Origin of the sequence: Shewanella sp. AC34-MNA-CIBAN-0136 (assembly GCF_040309945.1) — a bacterium.
Taxonomy (GTDB): domain Bacteria; phylum Pseudomonadota; class Gammaproteobacteria; order Enterobacterales; family Shewanellaceae; genus Shewanella.
The window spans coordinates 1-16,216 of record NZ_JBEOPJ010000030.1 but is presented as its reverse complement, the minus strand read 5'-3'; the positions used below and the strand labels follow the sequence as shown (position 1 = coordinate 16,216).

At 40.9% G+C, this 16,216-nt stretch carries 16 protein-coding genes; 6 read left to right on the top strand and 10 right to left on the bottom strand.

Translation table 11 applies throughout. The features are described from left to right. Nucleotides 1-46: 46 nt before the first annotated feature. Nucleotides 47-712 carry a DUF3047 domain-containing protein gene (locus AAEY94_RS20090; protein ID WP_350979816.1) on the bottom strand — a complete coding sequence of 222 codons (666 nt, stop codon included), beginning with the start codon at nt 710-712 and terminating at the stop codon, nt 47-49. 205 nt (nt 713-917) lie between these two features. Between AAEY94_RS20090 and AAEY94_RS20085 the strand changes: the two genes are divergently transcribed. Next, entirely contained in the window at nt 918-2,537 is a 1,620-nt protein-coding gene (locus tag AAEY94_RS20085) for an NAD(P)/FAD-dependent oxidoreductase (protein ID WP_350979814.1), read from the top strand. Between the two features lie 143 nt (nt 2,538-2,680). Here AAEY94_RS20085 and AAEY94_RS20080 read toward each other — a convergent pair whose 3' ends face one another. The 5 genes from AAEY94_RS20080 to AAEY94_RS20060 all read right to left on the bottom strand — a co-directional run bounded on the left by AAEY94_RS20080 (nt 2,681) and on the right by AAEY94_RS20060 (nt 8,122). Continuing rightward, nucleotides 2,681-3,118 (bottom strand): GFA family protein, encoded by a 438-nt coding sequence (locus AAEY94_RS20080; protein ID WP_350979812.1) that lies wholly within the window; start codon nt 3,116-3,118, stop codon nt 2,681-2,683. A 228-nt stretch (nt 3,119-3,346) separates the two neighbouring features. Then, nucleotides 3,347-4,171: a M23 family metallopeptidase gene (locus tag AAEY94_RS20075; RefSeq protein ID WP_350979832.1), complete on the bottom strand. Its 825-nt coding sequence runs from the start codon at nt 4,169-4,171 to the stop codon at nt 3,347-3,349. A gap of 126 nt (nt 4,172-4,297) precedes the next feature. Continuing rightward, the gene (locus AAEY94_RS20070; protein ID WP_162022824.1) at nt 4,298-5,170 is read right to left on the bottom strand and encodes a 6-carboxytetrahydropterin synthase; all 873 of its coding nucleotides are present in this window, start codon (nt 5,168-5,170) and stop codon (nt 4,298-4,300) included. A 748-nt stretch (nt 5,171-5,918) separates the two neighbouring features. Continuing rightward, on the bottom strand, nt 5,919-6,623 hold the full coding sequence (locus tag AAEY94_RS20065) for a response regulator (protein ID WP_059745107.1): 705 nt from the start codon (nt 6,621-6,623) through the stop codon (nt 5,919-5,921). Between the two features lie 2 nt (nt 6,624-6,625). Then, nucleotides 6,626-8,122, bottom strand: coding sequence for an ATP-binding protein (locus tag AAEY94_RS20060; RefSeq protein WP_350979810.1), 1,497 nt, complete (start codon nt 8,120-8,122; stop codon nt 6,626-6,628). A 136-nt stretch (nt 8,123-8,258) separates the two neighbouring features. On the opposite strand from AAEY94_RS20060, the gene AAEY94_RS20055 reads away from it, so the two are divergent. Next, on the top strand, nt 8,259-8,522 hold the full coding sequence (locus tag AAEY94_RS20055) for a hypothetical protein (RefSeq protein ID WP_101087482.1): 264 nt from the start codon (nt 8,259-8,261) through the stop codon (nt 8,520-8,522). A gap of 63 nt (nt 8,523-8,585) precedes the next feature. Further along, complete coding sequence (locus AAEY94_RS20050) at nt 8,586-8,948, top strand: hypothetical protein (RefSeq protein ID WP_242445174.1); 363 nt, start codon at nt 8,586-8,588, stop codon at nt 8,946-8,948. Nucleotides 8,949-9,015: 67 nt separating this feature from the next. Here AAEY94_RS20050 and AAEY94_RS20045 read toward each other — a convergent pair whose 3' ends face one another. Both AAEY94_RS20045 and htpX read right to left on the bottom strand, forming a co-directional pair. Continuing rightward, complete coding sequence (locus AAEY94_RS20045) at nt 9,016-11,535, bottom strand: putative bifunctional diguanylate cyclase/phosphodiesterase (RefSeq protein ID WP_101087481.1); 2,520 nt, start codon at nt 11,533-11,535, stop codon at nt 9,016-9,018. Nucleotides 11,536-11,834: 299 nt separating this feature from the next. After that, nucleotides 11,835-12,698 carry a protease HtpX gene (gene htpX / locus AAEY94_RS20040; RefSeq protein WP_101087480.1) on the bottom strand — a complete coding sequence of 288 codons (864 nt, stop codon included), beginning with the start codon at nt 12,696-12,698 and terminating at the stop codon, nt 11,835-11,837. 268 nt (nt 12,699-12,966) lie between these two features. Here htpX and pepE point away from each other — a divergent pair, with 268 nt between their 5' ends. After that, complete coding sequence (gene pepE / locus AAEY94_RS20035; RefSeq protein WP_350979806.1) at nt 12,967-13,674, top strand: dipeptidase PepE; 708 nt, start codon at nt 12,967-12,969, stop codon at nt 13,672-13,674. A gap of 101 nt (nt 13,675-13,775) precedes the next feature. On the opposite strand, the gene AAEY94_RS20030 is transcribed toward pepE, so the two are convergent. Further along, nucleotides 13,776-14,198: a VOC family protein gene (locus AAEY94_RS20030; protein WP_197708452.1), complete on the bottom strand. Its 423-nt coding sequence runs from the start codon at nt 14,196-14,198 to the stop codon at nt 13,776-13,778. A gap of 97 nt (nt 14,199-14,295) precedes the next feature. Here AAEY94_RS20030 and soxR point away from each other — a divergent pair, with 97 nt between their 5' ends. Continuing rightward, the gene (gene soxR, locus AAEY94_RS20025) at nt 14,296-14,736 is read left to right on the top strand and encodes a redox-sensitive transcriptional activator SoxR (RefSeq protein ID WP_101087477.1); all 441 of its coding nucleotides are present in this window, start codon (nt 14,296-14,298) and stop codon (nt 14,734-14,736) included. A 142-nt stretch (nt 14,737-14,878) separates the two neighbouring features. Here soxR and AAEY94_RS20020 read toward each other — a convergent pair whose 3' ends face one another. Then, nucleotides 14,879-15,325 carry an Hsp20 family protein gene (locus AAEY94_RS20020; RefSeq protein ID WP_101087476.1) on the bottom strand — a complete coding sequence of 149 codons (447 nt, stop codon included), beginning with the start codon at nt 15,323-15,325 and terminating at the stop codon, nt 14,879-14,881. 361 nt (nt 15,326-15,686) lie between these two features. Here AAEY94_RS20020 and AAEY94_RS20015 point away from each other — a divergent pair, with 361 nt between their 5' ends. Continuing rightward, nucleotides 15,687-15,917: a hypothetical protein gene (locus tag AAEY94_RS20015; protein ID WP_101087475.1), complete on the top strand. Its 231-nt coding sequence runs from the start codon at nt 15,687-15,689 to the stop codon at nt 15,915-15,917. Nucleotides 15,918-16,216: the final 299 nt, after the last annotated feature.

Below are 16,216 nucleotides of genomic sequence, written 5' to 3'. Positions count from 1 at the left end.
ACTTTGCTAGGTCGCTAAGCACCAGTAAATGCAGGTTGATCAGTTGCTATTTTTCAGTAAATATTATGTCGCCATAATACGTTTCTGCATCTTTGCCACTGTTGTCGGTATCGGTCATAATCGCAATCATATCGATGTATTGATACGCTTTGCGGTTAGCTTTTTCACTGCCTTTATCCCCAAATGTTTCAATCAAATCTTGATACACATTGCGTTTTTCTTCATACCACTGACTTTGCTGCGATTGCTGTCCTCGCACAGACATCATTTTAACACTTGAGCCAGCAAAAGCGTTGTTCCAAACCAAGCCTTTGGCTTGATTGCTCGACCAAACATAGTTTAATGATTTGGTGTTCCACACCATAAAACCACCATCAATAACCACGTAAACTCGCGCCACAAAATCATCACCAGCTTTACTTCGCTCGTCTAACTCCGGCAGCGTCTTTTCAACTAACCAACTCCAGTTTAGGTAAGGCGTTGCAATGAGGTCAATTTGCTTTTCTAGCACCAGGCCTGACGCGGAATGGTGACTGAGTGCTTTTAATGCTAGGCGCCCTTTATAGTCTCCAACGCTGTAAATTGATTCACCAGAGAATACTTTGGTGGTCCAACTCTCAATCCCGTTATCACTCAATAAAGTCACATTGGTTGCAGCTTGCACGTTCACACAAACTGTTACGCTATAAAGAAATATAATCCATCGCAACATATGCACTTCCTATCGCCCTACTCGCTTGTATCACACTGAGTTCACCCGCTAGAGTGAGCTAAACTGGGTGATCGGTTTTACTATTTAATCATGAAGGTAAAGAATACAGCATGACATAGAGCAAGTACCATCAATAGATAATTTCATTTTAAGGTTAAATCACGTAAACTACGCGCTGTTTTTTAAGTCTCTTTTTAGGTAAATCATGATCCGTTTAAACCAAGTAAAATTGCCTCTCGACCATAATGAAGATGCGCTGCAACGACTCGTATTGCAAAGGCTCTCTATCTCAGCGGATCAGCTGGTTGATATACATGTGTTTAAGCGTGGCTACGATGCCCGTAAAAAGAATTTAATTTCGTTAATTTATACATTAGATGTGACATTAGCCAATGTAGACGAAGCCGCGTTATTGGCATCACTTGCTGACGACCATAATATCCGCGTGTCGCCAGATACCGATTATAAATATGTCGCGACTGCTCCAGAAGGCTTAACGGAACGTCCATTGGTAATAGGCATGGGACCATGCGGCTTGTTTGTTGGGCTTATGTTGGCACAAATGGGCTTTAAACCGATTATTTTAGAGCGTGGAAAATCTGTCCACGAACGCGCTAAAGATACCTTCCGTTTTTGGCGTACCAGTGAGTTAAACACTGAATCAAACGTACAATTTGGTGAAGGTGGCGCTGGCACATTCTCTGATGGGAAGTTATATAGCCAAGTTAAAGACCCTGGCTTTAAAGGCTTAAAAGTCAAACAAGAATTTGTCGCTGCGGGTGCACCAGCTGAAATCATTTATGTTAGTAAACCACACATAGGTACCTTTAAGTTGGTCACCATGGTGGAAAAAATGCGCCGCGAAATAATCCGTTTAGGCGGTGAAATTCGCTTTGAAACCCGTGTTGATGAAATCAACATTACTGACCGTCAAGTGACTGGTGTCACCCTGAGAAATGGCGAAGTACTGCATTCTAAACATGTTATTGCTGCGATTGGTCACAGTGCCCGTGATACTTTCCAAATGTTACATGATAAAGGCGTGTATATGCAGGCGCAGTCATTTTCGATTGGCTTTCGTATTGAACATAAGCAAGAGATGATTGATAAAGATCGCTTTGGCGTTAACGCGGGTCACCCAATGTTAGGTGCAGCAGATTATAAGTTAGTCCACCATTGCAAAAGTGGTCGCAGTGTTTACAGCTTTTGTATGTGCCCTGGTGGTGTGGTTGTGGCGGCGACGTCTGAAGAACATGCAGTAGTGACTAATGGCATGAGCCAATATTCGCGTAGTGAACGTAATGCCAACAGTGCCATTGTTGTTGGCATTGATCCGAGTGATTTTGACAACGATCCACTTCAAGGTATTGCGCTACAACGTAAATTGGAACGCCACGCCTATATCATGGGCGGCAGCAATTATGATGCTCCAGCGCAAATGGTCGGTGACTTTTTAGCTGCAGGTGTTGGTAAACCGTTTGAAAACGTTGAGCCGTCTTATAAACCCAACGTAAAAATGACCGATTTAAGCGATGCATTACCGCAATTCGCTATCGATGCTATTCGTGAAGCCATTCCTGCATTTGGTAAAAAAATTCGTGGTTTCGACAGTAAAGATGCCATGTTAACCGGCGTTGAAACTCGTACCTCTTCACCGGTGCAAATTAAACGTGGGGCCGATTTCCAAAGCATTAACACTAAAGGTTTATATCCTGCAGGTGAAGGTGCTGGTTATGCTGGCGGGATTTTATCGGCGGGTATTGACGGTATCAGTATTGCAGAAGCCGTTGCATTAGACATGATTAAAGAAATGACAAACAGTTAAATCCATCTTTAATAAACAGAGCAGTCATATTTGAATGCTCTGTTTATTGCTTCATCGCAACAATAACATTAGATTTATTTTCAAATTCAGAGCTATTCATGATGAGGTTTTCTAATAGACACTCAGAGATGGAAATACAATACTTAATCCCTTTTATTAACATGCCTTACCATTTGCTGTATAACGTCTCGGTCTGATGGATGGTTTACCCCATCACTCGTTTGTACATAACCTAAATCAAATGGATTAACACCGTCTAAACAAGCTATGTTAAAACCGTATTCTGTTGGGTTTGAGCGACGTTGATGATGAGTATAAATACCACAATGAGAACAGAAATAATGTTTCGCGGTATTGGTGTTAAATTGATAAAGCGTTAACACATCTTGACCTTTTACCACCCTGATCCCATCCAGTTTAACAGACCCAGCAATCGCACCTTTTCTACGACAAATTGAACAATCACAGCGTCGTGGATTTTCGATACCATTGGGTAAAGTGAGCTCGAGTTCAACGGCACCACAATGACATGTTGCTTTGTGCTTTAGCTCAATAATGGTATTACCCACTTGCTTGATCATGACCAGAACCCTTTGTGATGTCGACGATAAGCATTTAGTCGTTCGATATAAGTCTGTCACATACAATGAGAAAACGTTTAAAGATAATAAATTTAGAGAGGCAAATAGCGTTGACATTGTGGTGAGTTCAGGACGTATGAAGTGCAAGTTATCAAGCGAATAGCATTACGATTGAATAAAGGGTTCCGGTTCAATTGTCATACCGAAACCCTAACATATTGCTTAGCACTATTTTGCCGCTTTCTCTGCAGCCAGTACTGTCGCCATTGGCGGTACAATCGAGACGGGATCTAAACGCATTTGGAACCAGTTTAGGCGCCAATCTAAATGCGGGCCAGTCACTCGACCAGTGGCACCAATGGCAGCGACCTTATCACCCTGCACAACTTTATCACCAACGGTTAAATACAGTTTACTCAGGTGTAAGAAGGTAGAGCTAACACCATAACCGTGGTCGATAATCACTGTGCCACCAGAATAAAACATATCTGGCTCAGCTAATGTAATAACACCATCTGCTGGCGCAACCACTAGCGTGCCTGTTGGACGCGCAACGTCAACACCAAAATGCGGATTACCAGGTACGTCGTTGTAAACCCGCTGGCTGCCATAAACCCCTGAAATTCTGCCAGTAACCGGCCAAATAAATGTTTGCATAAATGCCTGTTGTTGACTAAATAAGTCTCTGGCAGCGCGAGTCTGTTTGGCATCTTTTGCCGCTCTGGCTTGGGCAACTGGATCCGGTTTCATTATTTTTTGGCTGATGCCTGTGACCCGATCAATTTTGTATTGTCTTGCGGCTATTGTTAACGGCTTAATTTCTGTTAATCCGTCTGGATAAATGACTTTAAACACTTGTTCTGGCTTAGCGTCTCTATCAAATCCAATGGCAAACTGACCGTTTGGGGTGACCTTTACCGATTGGCCATTAAGTAGTACTTTACTGCCGACCGGCACTGCGCCACGCACTAATGCACCTTGTTCAAACTGGCCTTGAAATGTCACAGCGGCAATCGCACTAGCACTTAAGCCACAAAAGCTGACCACCAGCATTGCAACTGTAGATATCGATTTTAAAACGGTATTTTTTAATAACATAATCGAAACGCATTCCTTGTTAATAGCGACAAAAAACATAAAAAAAGGGCCACCTTTAGGCAGCCCATTAATAATACTTGATTAACCTCTTACCGCAATGGCCCCTTTGCCAATACCTTCGTAAGCGATAACTTTAAAATGACTTTCAGGCGCTTGACTTGCCAATGTCTTTGCCATGTATTCAGCTAGCATCTCAACCGTGGTGTCGTGAGGAATTAAGTCACAACAATGCTTAGGCATCGCTAATTGAAAATCACCTTGAGGCGCAACATAGTGAAAACCAAAATGAGTTTCGTCGCTGATTTTAGTCTGCTTCGACAACTCTAGTGTTTTTACTGACACTAAGTCTTCTTCGGTGCCGAGGTAAATATCATGCCAACGTTCTGCCCAGTATTGGTCCCATTTGGGCTCTGCAATACCATTTTCAAATACGGTTACCGGGCTACGATGACCATGCGCAATACGCTGACAGTTACCGTCATGTTTACGTAATCCGTGGCTGTAATGGTAAAATGGGGTATCGAGCACTTCGCTGCGCAATGTGAGGCTGATGCCTTGGACATTTTCAGGTAACACTTCACGTAAGGCTTTTTTCAAAAAGTCATTAACGCTTTGGTAGTCAATCACTTCTGTAGGAATAAGCGCAAATGCTTGTGAAGGACATGCTAAATGTATGTCACCTTTTTCACTGCTAAAATCCATCCAAACTCGGTCGCTTTTTTGCTGCCAGCGCACTTCGCTACACGCAGTAGGGATTAACAAGCGATGATCGGCTACATCATCAATGGTGTTTTTGATGATGCGTTTAACCTTACCAAAGTCGAGCACCATATTTTGCTCATCTAGGCCGCCATCTAATAGCACATCGACAATCCAGCTTTCACCAACCATGCCACGAACAGGACAAAGGTAAGAGAAATCGATAACGGTTAAATCTTTTACAAACAGTTGCATTAATGCTCCTAGGCAGAAAAACAGTCCACCTCAGTATAAATGTATTCCTAACGGCGCATGCCAGTGGAAGGTCTATCTTACGTGATCGGAATTTATCCGACTATCAACTCTTAGTCTAACATTCACGGGTTAATTGCCACGTTCTGCTAGTGATGATTAATAACGCGCCAGTATATTCAATGCCAGCACAAGACAACGTTGATACCCTAAATAATATCAACGACATTCTAAACAAAAGCCACGCTTTGAGCGAGTAAACATCGTAGATAAATGTAATAAATCGATAAAGCTGCTGCAATGCACCTGAATCGGATAATAATCTTGCTAGGGGAACAGCAACAACAAAATGCTGAGCATTTTATAAAACACTTAGAAAATGATTCGCGTGGATACTTGAAAGGTTAACAAGAGACTCTGGCGTTAAGGTCAAATTATGACGGTTCCTGATAACCACCAATAAATACTACGACCAAGGTAATGGTCAGAAAAATCTGACAGCACAGCAGTAATAATAAAATTAGTGACGGCATAAAAACTATTCCTTGTTAATCCAGACAGCTAGGAGCATTAGGTATAGTGATGTTAGCAATCAAAAGCGCAAAAATAGTGCAGATTTAAAGGAGTTTTGCCGAAACTAAAGCTGATCAGTAATACACATTAATCGCCAGCTACTAAGCTTACCCATTGTATTAAGATGCTTATTAAACGGCTTTAAAACGTAAAAATAGACTTACCAATAAAATGCACATTACTCTACCTTATAACCCACACCATAAATGGAATGCAGTAACTCCTTTTGTTGGCTGGCTTGGGTTAACTTATGTCGTAGATTTTTCACATGACTGTCAATGGTACGTGAACTCACAATACGATCGTCGACATAACACACCTGCATGAGGCTATCTCGAGAGTGCACCACACCTGGCCGTTTTAGCAAAGTATGCAGTAATCTAAACTCAACAGGGGTTAATTCTACGTCTTGTTGGTCGACCTGACATTTAAAGCGTTCGATATTGATTTGTAGATGTTTATAACGAATAACCTGCTCGCTTTGACTGCCATGGGTATTCTCAACTCGTCTTAAAATCGTTTTTACCCGAGCAACGACTTCCCTAGCCGAAAATGGCTTACACACATAATCGTCTGCGCCGATGTCTAAGCCCATTAAGCGGTCAATTTCATCTACCCGCGCCGTTAACATTAACACTGGCAGCATTGAAAATTGCCTCAATTCACGACAAATGGTTAAACCGTCTTTATAGGGCAACATCAAATCTAGAATCATAAAGTCAATTTGTTGAGACTTAATCGTTTCAATTACATCACGACCATCGTGTTGTACCAAGGTGTTAAAACCTTCAAGGGTTAAAAAGTCGACTAAAATCTGCGCTATTTTAGGCTCGTCTTCTACCACTAATATGGTCAATGGTTGTTGATGAACATGTCCACTCATAGTCATTCCCTGTGCATAGATAATTGTACTTCAATACAAAGCCCACCCAATGGTGATGGGAAGGCCTTAATGGTGCCATCATGCGCTTCGACAATATTCTTACAGATGGTTAAACCAAGACCTGCACCACTACCACGGCGTGTGCGGGCACTGTCTTGGCGATACAATGGCTCAAACAGGTGTTCACACTCTTCAATGCTGGCACTGGGCTTAGTATCATTGATGGTTAATATCATCATTTTGGCTTGTTGTGACAATCGCACATCAATTACCCCAGGACTGTCTGTGTAAGCCATAGAATTCATTAGTAAATTAATAAATAGCTGTTCAAGCCGAAGCACGTCGGCAGATAAATACACCCCCGGCTGGAGCTGACTTTGTAGCGTTAGGCCTTTATCTTGTAGGCTGGTAGCCATACTATTAAGCGTGCTGTGTAGTGACTCACTGACGTTCACCCGCTGAAAATGATATCGGAGTCCACCAACATCAGATAAAGACAGTTCATACAAATCATCGACTAAGTGCTTCATACGCAGCACTTCTTGTTCAAGTGAGTTAAGCTGAGTGTTATCGAACGTCCTGATCCCTGCTTTAATCGCATCAATCTCACCACATAAAATACTCAATGGCGTGCGCAGTTCATGAGAAATATCAGCTAACCAACGATTTTTAGCACTGCGGTTTTTCGATAGCGTCATGGCGAGATGATCAATATTGGTCATTAATTGACCCAGCTCATCTGCACGCTGAGGTGATAAGCGTTCATCATAATTACCTTGAGATAAATACGATACTCCCAGCATAACTTGTTTAACGGGGATCAGTAGAAAACGTGACAACCACCAAGCAATTGCACTGGCAAGCAGTAAACACAATAAACCGATTCCGATACTGGTCCAACGTTGTTGCTGAGAAAATGCGGTAGCTGAAGACGATTCAACTTCACGAATAGGGCTACTGTATAAATAGCCTACTATACGATCGTTGAATAACAAGGTTAAGCTAATCCGATTATCCACATTGCCAATATCAACGCCGCTAATAAACTGTTGTTCTGCTGAGTATAACCCCGTCGGTGGACCAGAAGGTGGTGAAAAAGGTGGCCGTTGCCTAGGAGGACCTAAACGTCGATCAGGTCCCATTGGAGGACGATTATCACCTGCAGGTCTTGGCGGTCTTGCCCCGTCGCCGGGTCTATTTCTTTTTGGAAATGGAGCGTGAAGCGAAATGGCTTGTGTTAATGTTTTTTGATTAATCGACTGCCACACTTGTGTAGATTGTTGATCTGTCATGACTGATGGATCGGTTTGTGCTTCCGGATTAGCCGCATAAAGTGTCAATAGTTCATTCGATAAATGCTGTAAACGTTCTTGTTCTAATCCGTTGATATAGTCTAAAAAACCTTGGTCAAAACTCCACCTCGCTAACGATAACGTGGCGATAAGTACAATACTGGTTAGGCCAACGAAGGCCAAGAAAAGCTTTTGAGATATTTGCATAAAATACATTATAACCAGCTATATACGCATAAACTAGTCGCGATAAATAACTGATAAAAATCTCCTCCAATTCTGCACAATTACTCCACATTGTTAGGTTATATTACCTTTAGTTACCTAACCAAGGAGTGTCACTATGACTCTTAAGCCAATCAGTATTGGTCTACTTAGCTTTCTGTTATTAGCATCTTTCGCTGCTAATGCTAACCCGCATGATAGAAAGCCACCTAAAGAAGCTGTTGAAGCGTGTGCTAACAGTGTTGAAAATGATCAGGTTAGTTTTGACACCCCGCGGGGAGACACCCTTGAAGCAAGTTGTCAAATTATCGATGGCGAGCTTGTCGCTGTACCTGCCAATGGTCCTGACGATATGAAACAACCACCAAAACAACGTAATTAACAATAATATGTTGCTAGGTAGTTTCATCAAAAATAGATTACAGAGAATATCTAAGGAGTAAATATGCAAGTGACGAGTGGTAATACTTCGATGCAAATGACATCGACCGAAAACACACAAAGACCTCCGCGTCCTGATGGCCCGCCGCCACCAAAAGGCGGTGTCCCGCCTGGGCTAGATACAGCGGTATCGACCTTGTCTGATGATCAACAGCAATTAACCACAGACATGTTGTCATCATTGACCGACGAGCAGCAAGAGTCGTTGAAGTCTATGTTAGATGAATTAAAACCACTTACAGATGGATTAACTGACGAGGACATCGGCAGTATTTTCTTTGAGGCATTGAGCAGTATTTATAATGGTGATAACACCGCAACGGCTAACAGTAATTCAACCTCTGTGAACGTAGATATTTACGCTTAATACAGCATTAAAAAGTCGTAATAGTGATATAAAAGCAGCTTACAAATTATGTAAGCTGCTATTTTATTTACTTTAATTTAATATCAGTGGCCAGGTTAATACGGTTATGGAATATCGGTAAAAACTCGTTAAGATCTTGTGGCAATCGCGGTTTACTGTACAAATACCCTTGAACCAAATCACAGCCATTGAGCCGCAGAAAATCTGCTTGATCGATAGTTTCCACACCTTCAGCAATAATCTGCAAATTCAATGCATGCCCCAGTGCAATAACCGCTTTAGCAATCGCAGTGTTATTTGCATCATGAGGGATATCACGTACAAAAGATTGATCGATTTTCAACTTATCAATTGGTAACTTTTTGAGATAATTGAGAGATGAGTATCCGGTACCAAAATCGTCAATACTCAAGGCAATGCCCATGGCGCCAAGCAATTTCAAATCACGAATAATCGCGTCTGGATCATTCATCATGCAAGACTCGGTGACTTCTAATTCCAAATGTTTGGCCGGTAATCCCGTTTCCAATAAAATCGAGCGCACTTTATCGACAAAATCATTTCTTTGCAGCTGTAAGCTGGCTACATTTACCGAAATGCGTTCAAACATTTTACCTTGGGTTAGCCATTCAACCCCTTGTAAACAAGCGGCCTTTAATACCCACAAACCTATATCCCAAATCAAACCAATCTTCTCTGCTAATGGAATAAACTCTGCTGGAGAGATATTGCCGTAGACAGGATCAGACCAACGAATTAACGCTTCAAAGCCACTAGGAGACAGATCAGACAGTTTCAACTTAGGTTGATAAACTAAATAAAAATCTTCATTCACCAGCGCTTGGTGCAATGCTGTTTGCAGTTTTAATTGCGCTACAGCCTGTTTGGTCATCGACTCAGTATAAAAGGCATAATTATTTCGCCCATCTAACTTGGCTCGGTGCATAGCCGCGTCGGCATTACGTAATAAGCTGTCGTGATCATCACCATCACTTGGGTATATCGCCACTCCCATACTGGCGGTAAGGCGTACAGATTGGGTATTGTCCAATATAAATGGTCGTTCAAATACACTGCGAATACGGTCAACCGATGACGTTACAGAATCAGTTCCCATAATGCTCGGCAACATGACCACAAACTCATCACCACTTAAACGTGCTAATACGTCAAAATCAGATAAAGCGTAAGATAAGCGTTTAGCCAATTCAACCAGAATTTCGTCGCCAATAACATGGCCTAAACTGTCGTTAATGTGCTTAAAGAAATCGATATCTAAAAACACAATAGCCAGCTGCTTTTTAGCCCGATGAGAGTGATTTACCTCTTGCTCTAGCAGTGACATAAATTGCATCCGATTAGGCAATTGTGTCAACGGATCAAAATAGGCTAAGTTTTTCAGCTTTTCTTCATTTTGTTTTTGCGCTGAAATATCGGCAAATACGGCAACATAATACTGAATGATATTGAGTTTATCGAATACAGCACTGATGGTTATCGCTTGCGGAAAAATAGCACCATGCTTACGGCGATTCCAAATTTCACCATGCCATTTGCCTTGGACTAATAAGGTATTCCACAATCGTTCAAAAAAGCTTTTAGGATGGCGACCTGAACTCAGCATTCTAGGGTTTTGGCCTATAACCTCTTCGCGGCTGTAACCGGTAATATCAGTAAACGCTTGGTTAATTTCGGTAATATTGCCATTACTGTCTGTTATCACTACCCCTTCGACTGCATTTTGAAACACATTGGCGGCTAATATGAGTTGATCCTGCGCCTCTTTGTGTTTGGCAATGTTACGTGTCATCCCTATAACACCAGTCAATTGACCTTGGGTATTATAAATGGGCGCTTTGATGGTTTCGAGCCAGACTTTATTAAAATTGACATCAACTTCTTCACATTCAGACACCACGACAGTCGAACCGTTACTGATGGCTAATTTATCACTCTCAATAAATTCATTTGCAGTGCGTTGATCAAAAAGGTCAAAGTCGGTTTTGCCAACAATTTGTTCTGTAGACTTTCGCCAAGCTCGCTCAACACTTTTATTACACGCTACATAGTGTCCGTTAGCATCTTTAACCCACATATGTTCATCAAAAGCATCAATAAATGACTGTAAATCAACATCGAGCGACACAGACTCAGATGCATTAGGATCAACAGCTAAGGAATTGATATAATAACGAATGGCATTACTTAGCATATCCGCTATGCGTGTTTGCATTGCCGACAAGGGCTTAAATAATGTTTGCTGAGATGGTTCGATAGCTTTGTCACTAAAGGTGATCACACCGATGATATGACCTTTAGATGAACGAATAGGCTGATGATAAACGGTAACATGTTTGTCTACCGTTTGGACACTTTGAGCATCTGCCGCTTTAAGATGTTGTAACAAGCTATCTTGATGCTGTCGCTGGGTATTGTCATCAATACCTTGGCTGGTACAAATAGCTTCAATACTGTTTTCAGCATTAATTTGGTAAAACATGATGGTAAGACGAAACTCGGCAGAAATATCATTTATTTCTAGCTGCCATTCTCTTAATTGTACTTGAGAAATAGCTTTTTTAAGCATATTAAGATCCTGATAATGTTTAATAGACCATGTTAAACGAGCCATACTCAATATGTATGAATACTGTAACAAGTAGTGTTATGAATATAAGTGCCGAGTCTAACTATACATCAGAACCTATCCTATACGCTGTGATTAAACAACAAAATGCAATCGATTCGAGCGGTTAATACTATTAGTTAACTATAATTACCCGATTAATAGGGCATATTCAATCATAACCTAACCCAATAAATAAAAAAGGAGCCAAAAGGCTCCTTAGTTTAACTTTACTATAAATGATGATAAACGCATGAATACTAGCTGTTTTTTAATGCAGCGATACGTTTCTCTAGTGGAGGATGGCTCATCATTAACTCAGCCATTGAACGTTTGCCATTAATACCAAAGGCTGACATTTGTGCTGGCAGATCGCCAGATTCAGGCCCTTGACGTAAACGTTCTAATGCGGCAATCATTTTATTTTTGCCTGCTAAACGTGCCGCGCCTTCATCAGCTTTAAACTCACGAATACGTGAAAAGTAAGCTACGATAATCGATGCCAAAATACCGAATAGCATATCAAGTACAAATACTACAGCCATGTAGGCGAACATACCTAGGCCTTCACCTTCTTCGTCATTACTGGAAACAAAATTGTTAATAATGCCAGCAACAACACGCGCAGCAAAAATAACAAAAGTATTCACCACACCTTGGATTAAGGTTAATGTCACCATGTCACCGTTCGCCACGTGGCTCACTTCATGTGCAAGTACACCTTCAATTTCATCTTGAGTCATACCGTAAAGCAAACCAGAACTCACAGCAACAAGCGCATTGTTTTTACTTGGACCCGTTGCAAATGCGTTCATTTCTGGCGACTGGTAAATAGCCACTTCAGGCATCTTAATACCAGACTTTTCAGCTTGGCGTGCAACCGTTTCAACTAACCAACGTTCCATACTGTCACGTGGTTGCGTAATAACTTCACAGCCCATGGTTTTCTTCGCCATCCATTTTGAAATGGCTAAACTGATAAACGAGCCACCAAAACCAAAAATGGCAGCAAATACTAACAGTCCACCCATCGTTGAGGTATTAACCCCAAGAATAGACATTACAATTGAGGCAACCAGTAAGATGGCAAAGTTGGTTGCAATCAACAAAAATATACGCTTCATTTAAGCTCCTGTATGGCAAAAGTGCCGATTTACGATTGTTACTACAGACATAATATGTCCATAAAATGAAAATTCAAGCTTAGTTATATTAAAAAAGATTTATGACTCTTTTTTAACTTGATAAAACATCGTCTTGAAATTCACGCGAGCAGAGTCTAGGGAGAATTGATTAATTGAAACTGAAAAATAGACTACAAAAACAAACTCTGTGTCGGCAGTGATTAATCTTTGATAAACTGTCAAAAACTAAAACCAAAAAGGACTTTTTATGCCCATTAATGCATTAATGTTGAGCGCCTCACGGGTCGGTAATTCGACATATCTAAGCCATACCGTTGAGCTTATTCGTCCACTCACTCAACCAGGACAACAATGGCTGTTTATTCCTTATGCTGGCGTCAGTGTAAGTTATGATGAGTATTTAACAAAAGTGCAAACGGCACTTGAACCCCTAACAATTACCATTAGTAGTATTCATCAGTTTGCAGACCCAAAACAAGCCATTCAAGATGCTGCAGGCATTTTGGTTGGTGGCGGCAATACATTCCAATTGCTCAACGAATTATATCGCTACGACTTGCTACATTTAATTCGTGAAAAAGTAGAAAATGGCATGCCGTATGTGGGTTGGAGTGCGGGATCAAACATTACTGGAGCCAGTATTCGTACCACCAATGATATGCCAATTGTCGAACCGCCCTCGTTTACAGCATTGGGTATATTGCCATTCCAATTAAATCCGCATTACACCAATTACCAAATGCCAGGCCATAATGGTGAAACACGTGCGCAACGACTGTTAGAGTTTACCATGGTCGATCCACTGACACCGGTGATCGGAATCCAAGAAGGTAGCGCCCTATGGCGCCAGGGCGATAAATTACACCTTATTGGTAAAGAGGCGGCTTACTTATTCCATGGTAAACAACAAGAAGTTGAGCTTACCGCTAACAGCGACTTATCACACTACCTTTAGTTAGCTAACCTGCTATTAACCTATGGCTTTTGTTGATAATCGATTTTGATCAAAACCATTGGGCTTACTCTATAAGCCCAATGGTGCATATTGATAAGTTACTAACCACCGTATTGATTTCGTTCACTAGGAATATCCGTTGAGTATTCAACAAACTCAACTTCAAATCCGTTCGGATCAATAAAGTAACGGCTTTTATAAAAAGGGTCGTGTCTACCCATAATCGCCACCTCAAAACCCGCTTGTGACAACCTAGCAACTAATGCATCAATATTGTCCACAACGTAAGCGAAATGTGCCAAACCCAATGCATTACTTTTAAGATCGCGCACCTCGCCGCTACCAGAATCATTTAACGATAAATAATGATAATCGTCACCAAAGTGAAGCCATTTCCGTGGCGTATCATGCCAGACTGACTCACCACCACCACGCACTCGCCAGTGTGGAAAGGCGGCTTTATAAAATACTAATGATTCATCTAAGTCATTAACTACTAGATTTAAATGTTCTAATCGCATCACTTATCTCCTTATGATTAATGCAACACAGCTTAATACCTCAAGTTAACTTGAGGTAAAGTACTATTTTTGCCAAAATGATAAAAAATTCGGAGGTTGAATGTCAGTAGATACTGAGTTAAGTGTTGGCCAAGTCGCTAAGCGTTGTGGAATAAATATCTCTGCGATTCACTTTTATGAGCAAAAAGGTCTCATCAGCAGTTGGCGCAATAATGGTAATCAACGTCGTTATACACGAGACGTTATCAGGCGAATATCGCTCATCAAAGCTGCGCAACAATTAGGGATATCGTTGGATAATATAAAGCAGGCTTTTGCTGCTTTACCCAATGAACGAACAGCAACTAAAGAAGATTGGGCAGAATTATCACATGTTTGGAATAAATCACTCACGCTGCGGATCGCTCAAATGCAAAAATTGAAAGATTCACTAGAAGGTTGCATCGGTTGCGGTTGTTTATCGATGACAAATTGCCCACTGTATAATCCTAACGATATTCTTGCAGATCAAGGCCCTGGCCCAGTGCTTTTGAATAAATGATGAATACAAAAAAACCTAGTTTGATAACAAACTAGGCGTAAGCAATTGGCTAAATTGGGGGGAGATAAACTAGAAGGTTGAGAATATGGCTTAAATGCTATTAACACCTAAGCCATCAATCGTATTAATTCACAATAACGCCTTAACTAAGGGTGTTGGTAGCAACAATATCAATTTTACGAGGTTTCATTGCTTCTGGAATTTCACGTACTAAATCAATATTTAATAAACCGTGTTCTAATTCCGCACCGATTACTCGTACATGATCTGCTAATTGAAAAGTGCGCTCAAAACCACGCTCAGCAATCCCTTGATGCAAATATTTACGTTCATCACTTGTAGCTGTCTTATTACCTTTTACTAATAGTTTTTCACCTTCACTCATAATATCGAGTTCTGGCATAGAAAAACCCGCGACGGCCATCGTTATCCGATAACGATTCTCGCCTAAAAGTTCAATATTATAAGGAGGATAACCACTGTTGCTATTGTTAGCTGCAGCATGTTCAGCAAGTTGTGCTAAACGATCAAAACCGATAGCACTACGATAAAGAGGTGTTAAATCTGGAGAAATATTAAAATTACGCATGTTCATACCCTTGTCTAAAGCAATATGTAAAAATGACCACAGTCTGTTTGTGGTGTTTAGTTTTCACAGCCCTTACGGCACTGTGGTAGCAAGTTTACTGAAACCTCGATCGAGCATTTCATGATTCGCTCCTGCTACAGAATTAGATATATGGACCACTGGCGCTATATCAAGTGCAATGGATAAAAAAGTGAGTTACTAATAACCTAAAATAAAAAATAGACTTTATAATCAATAATTAAGATAACAACTAATTTATAACATAATGAATAAGTTGGAGATCATTTCACAATGATGACTTTTGTCACTAGTATTTCTGCTTGAAAACGTCACAATAAATAGAAACAATTAAGGACACATTATGAACCCACCAACATTGGCATTATTAATTCCTATTCTGGCCATTTTAGGCAGCTTTATTGTCACTATCATGAAGCTGAAGCAAAGACAATCGCATACGACTGCAGAACAAGAAACTAACAATAAAGCACTGCATGATGAAATTAACGCCCTGCGTCAACGAATTGAAGTACTTGAACGTGTTGTTACCGACGATGCTTATGACCTAAAGCAAAAAATAAATAACGCGTAACACTGTCAGAGAGAATCTTAAACAACGCCACCTTATTGAGTGTATTGAGTGGTATTGTTGATTTCATAAAGTTGCTTATATTAAATAGCCATTTAATTAATGCCATCGAAATAAGCGAGCTCTTTGATTGCGGTCATTATGGAGAGTTAAGGGCTACATATTGTTTTTTACACAAAACAGCCCGCTATATGATAGCGGGCTGTTTCGCGACTCTCTAAAGTCAATTAGGCGCCTGGAAATGACCTACTCTTTTATCCCCGAAGGGGACGCATGGGCATATTCGACAAACTGCTGTCATG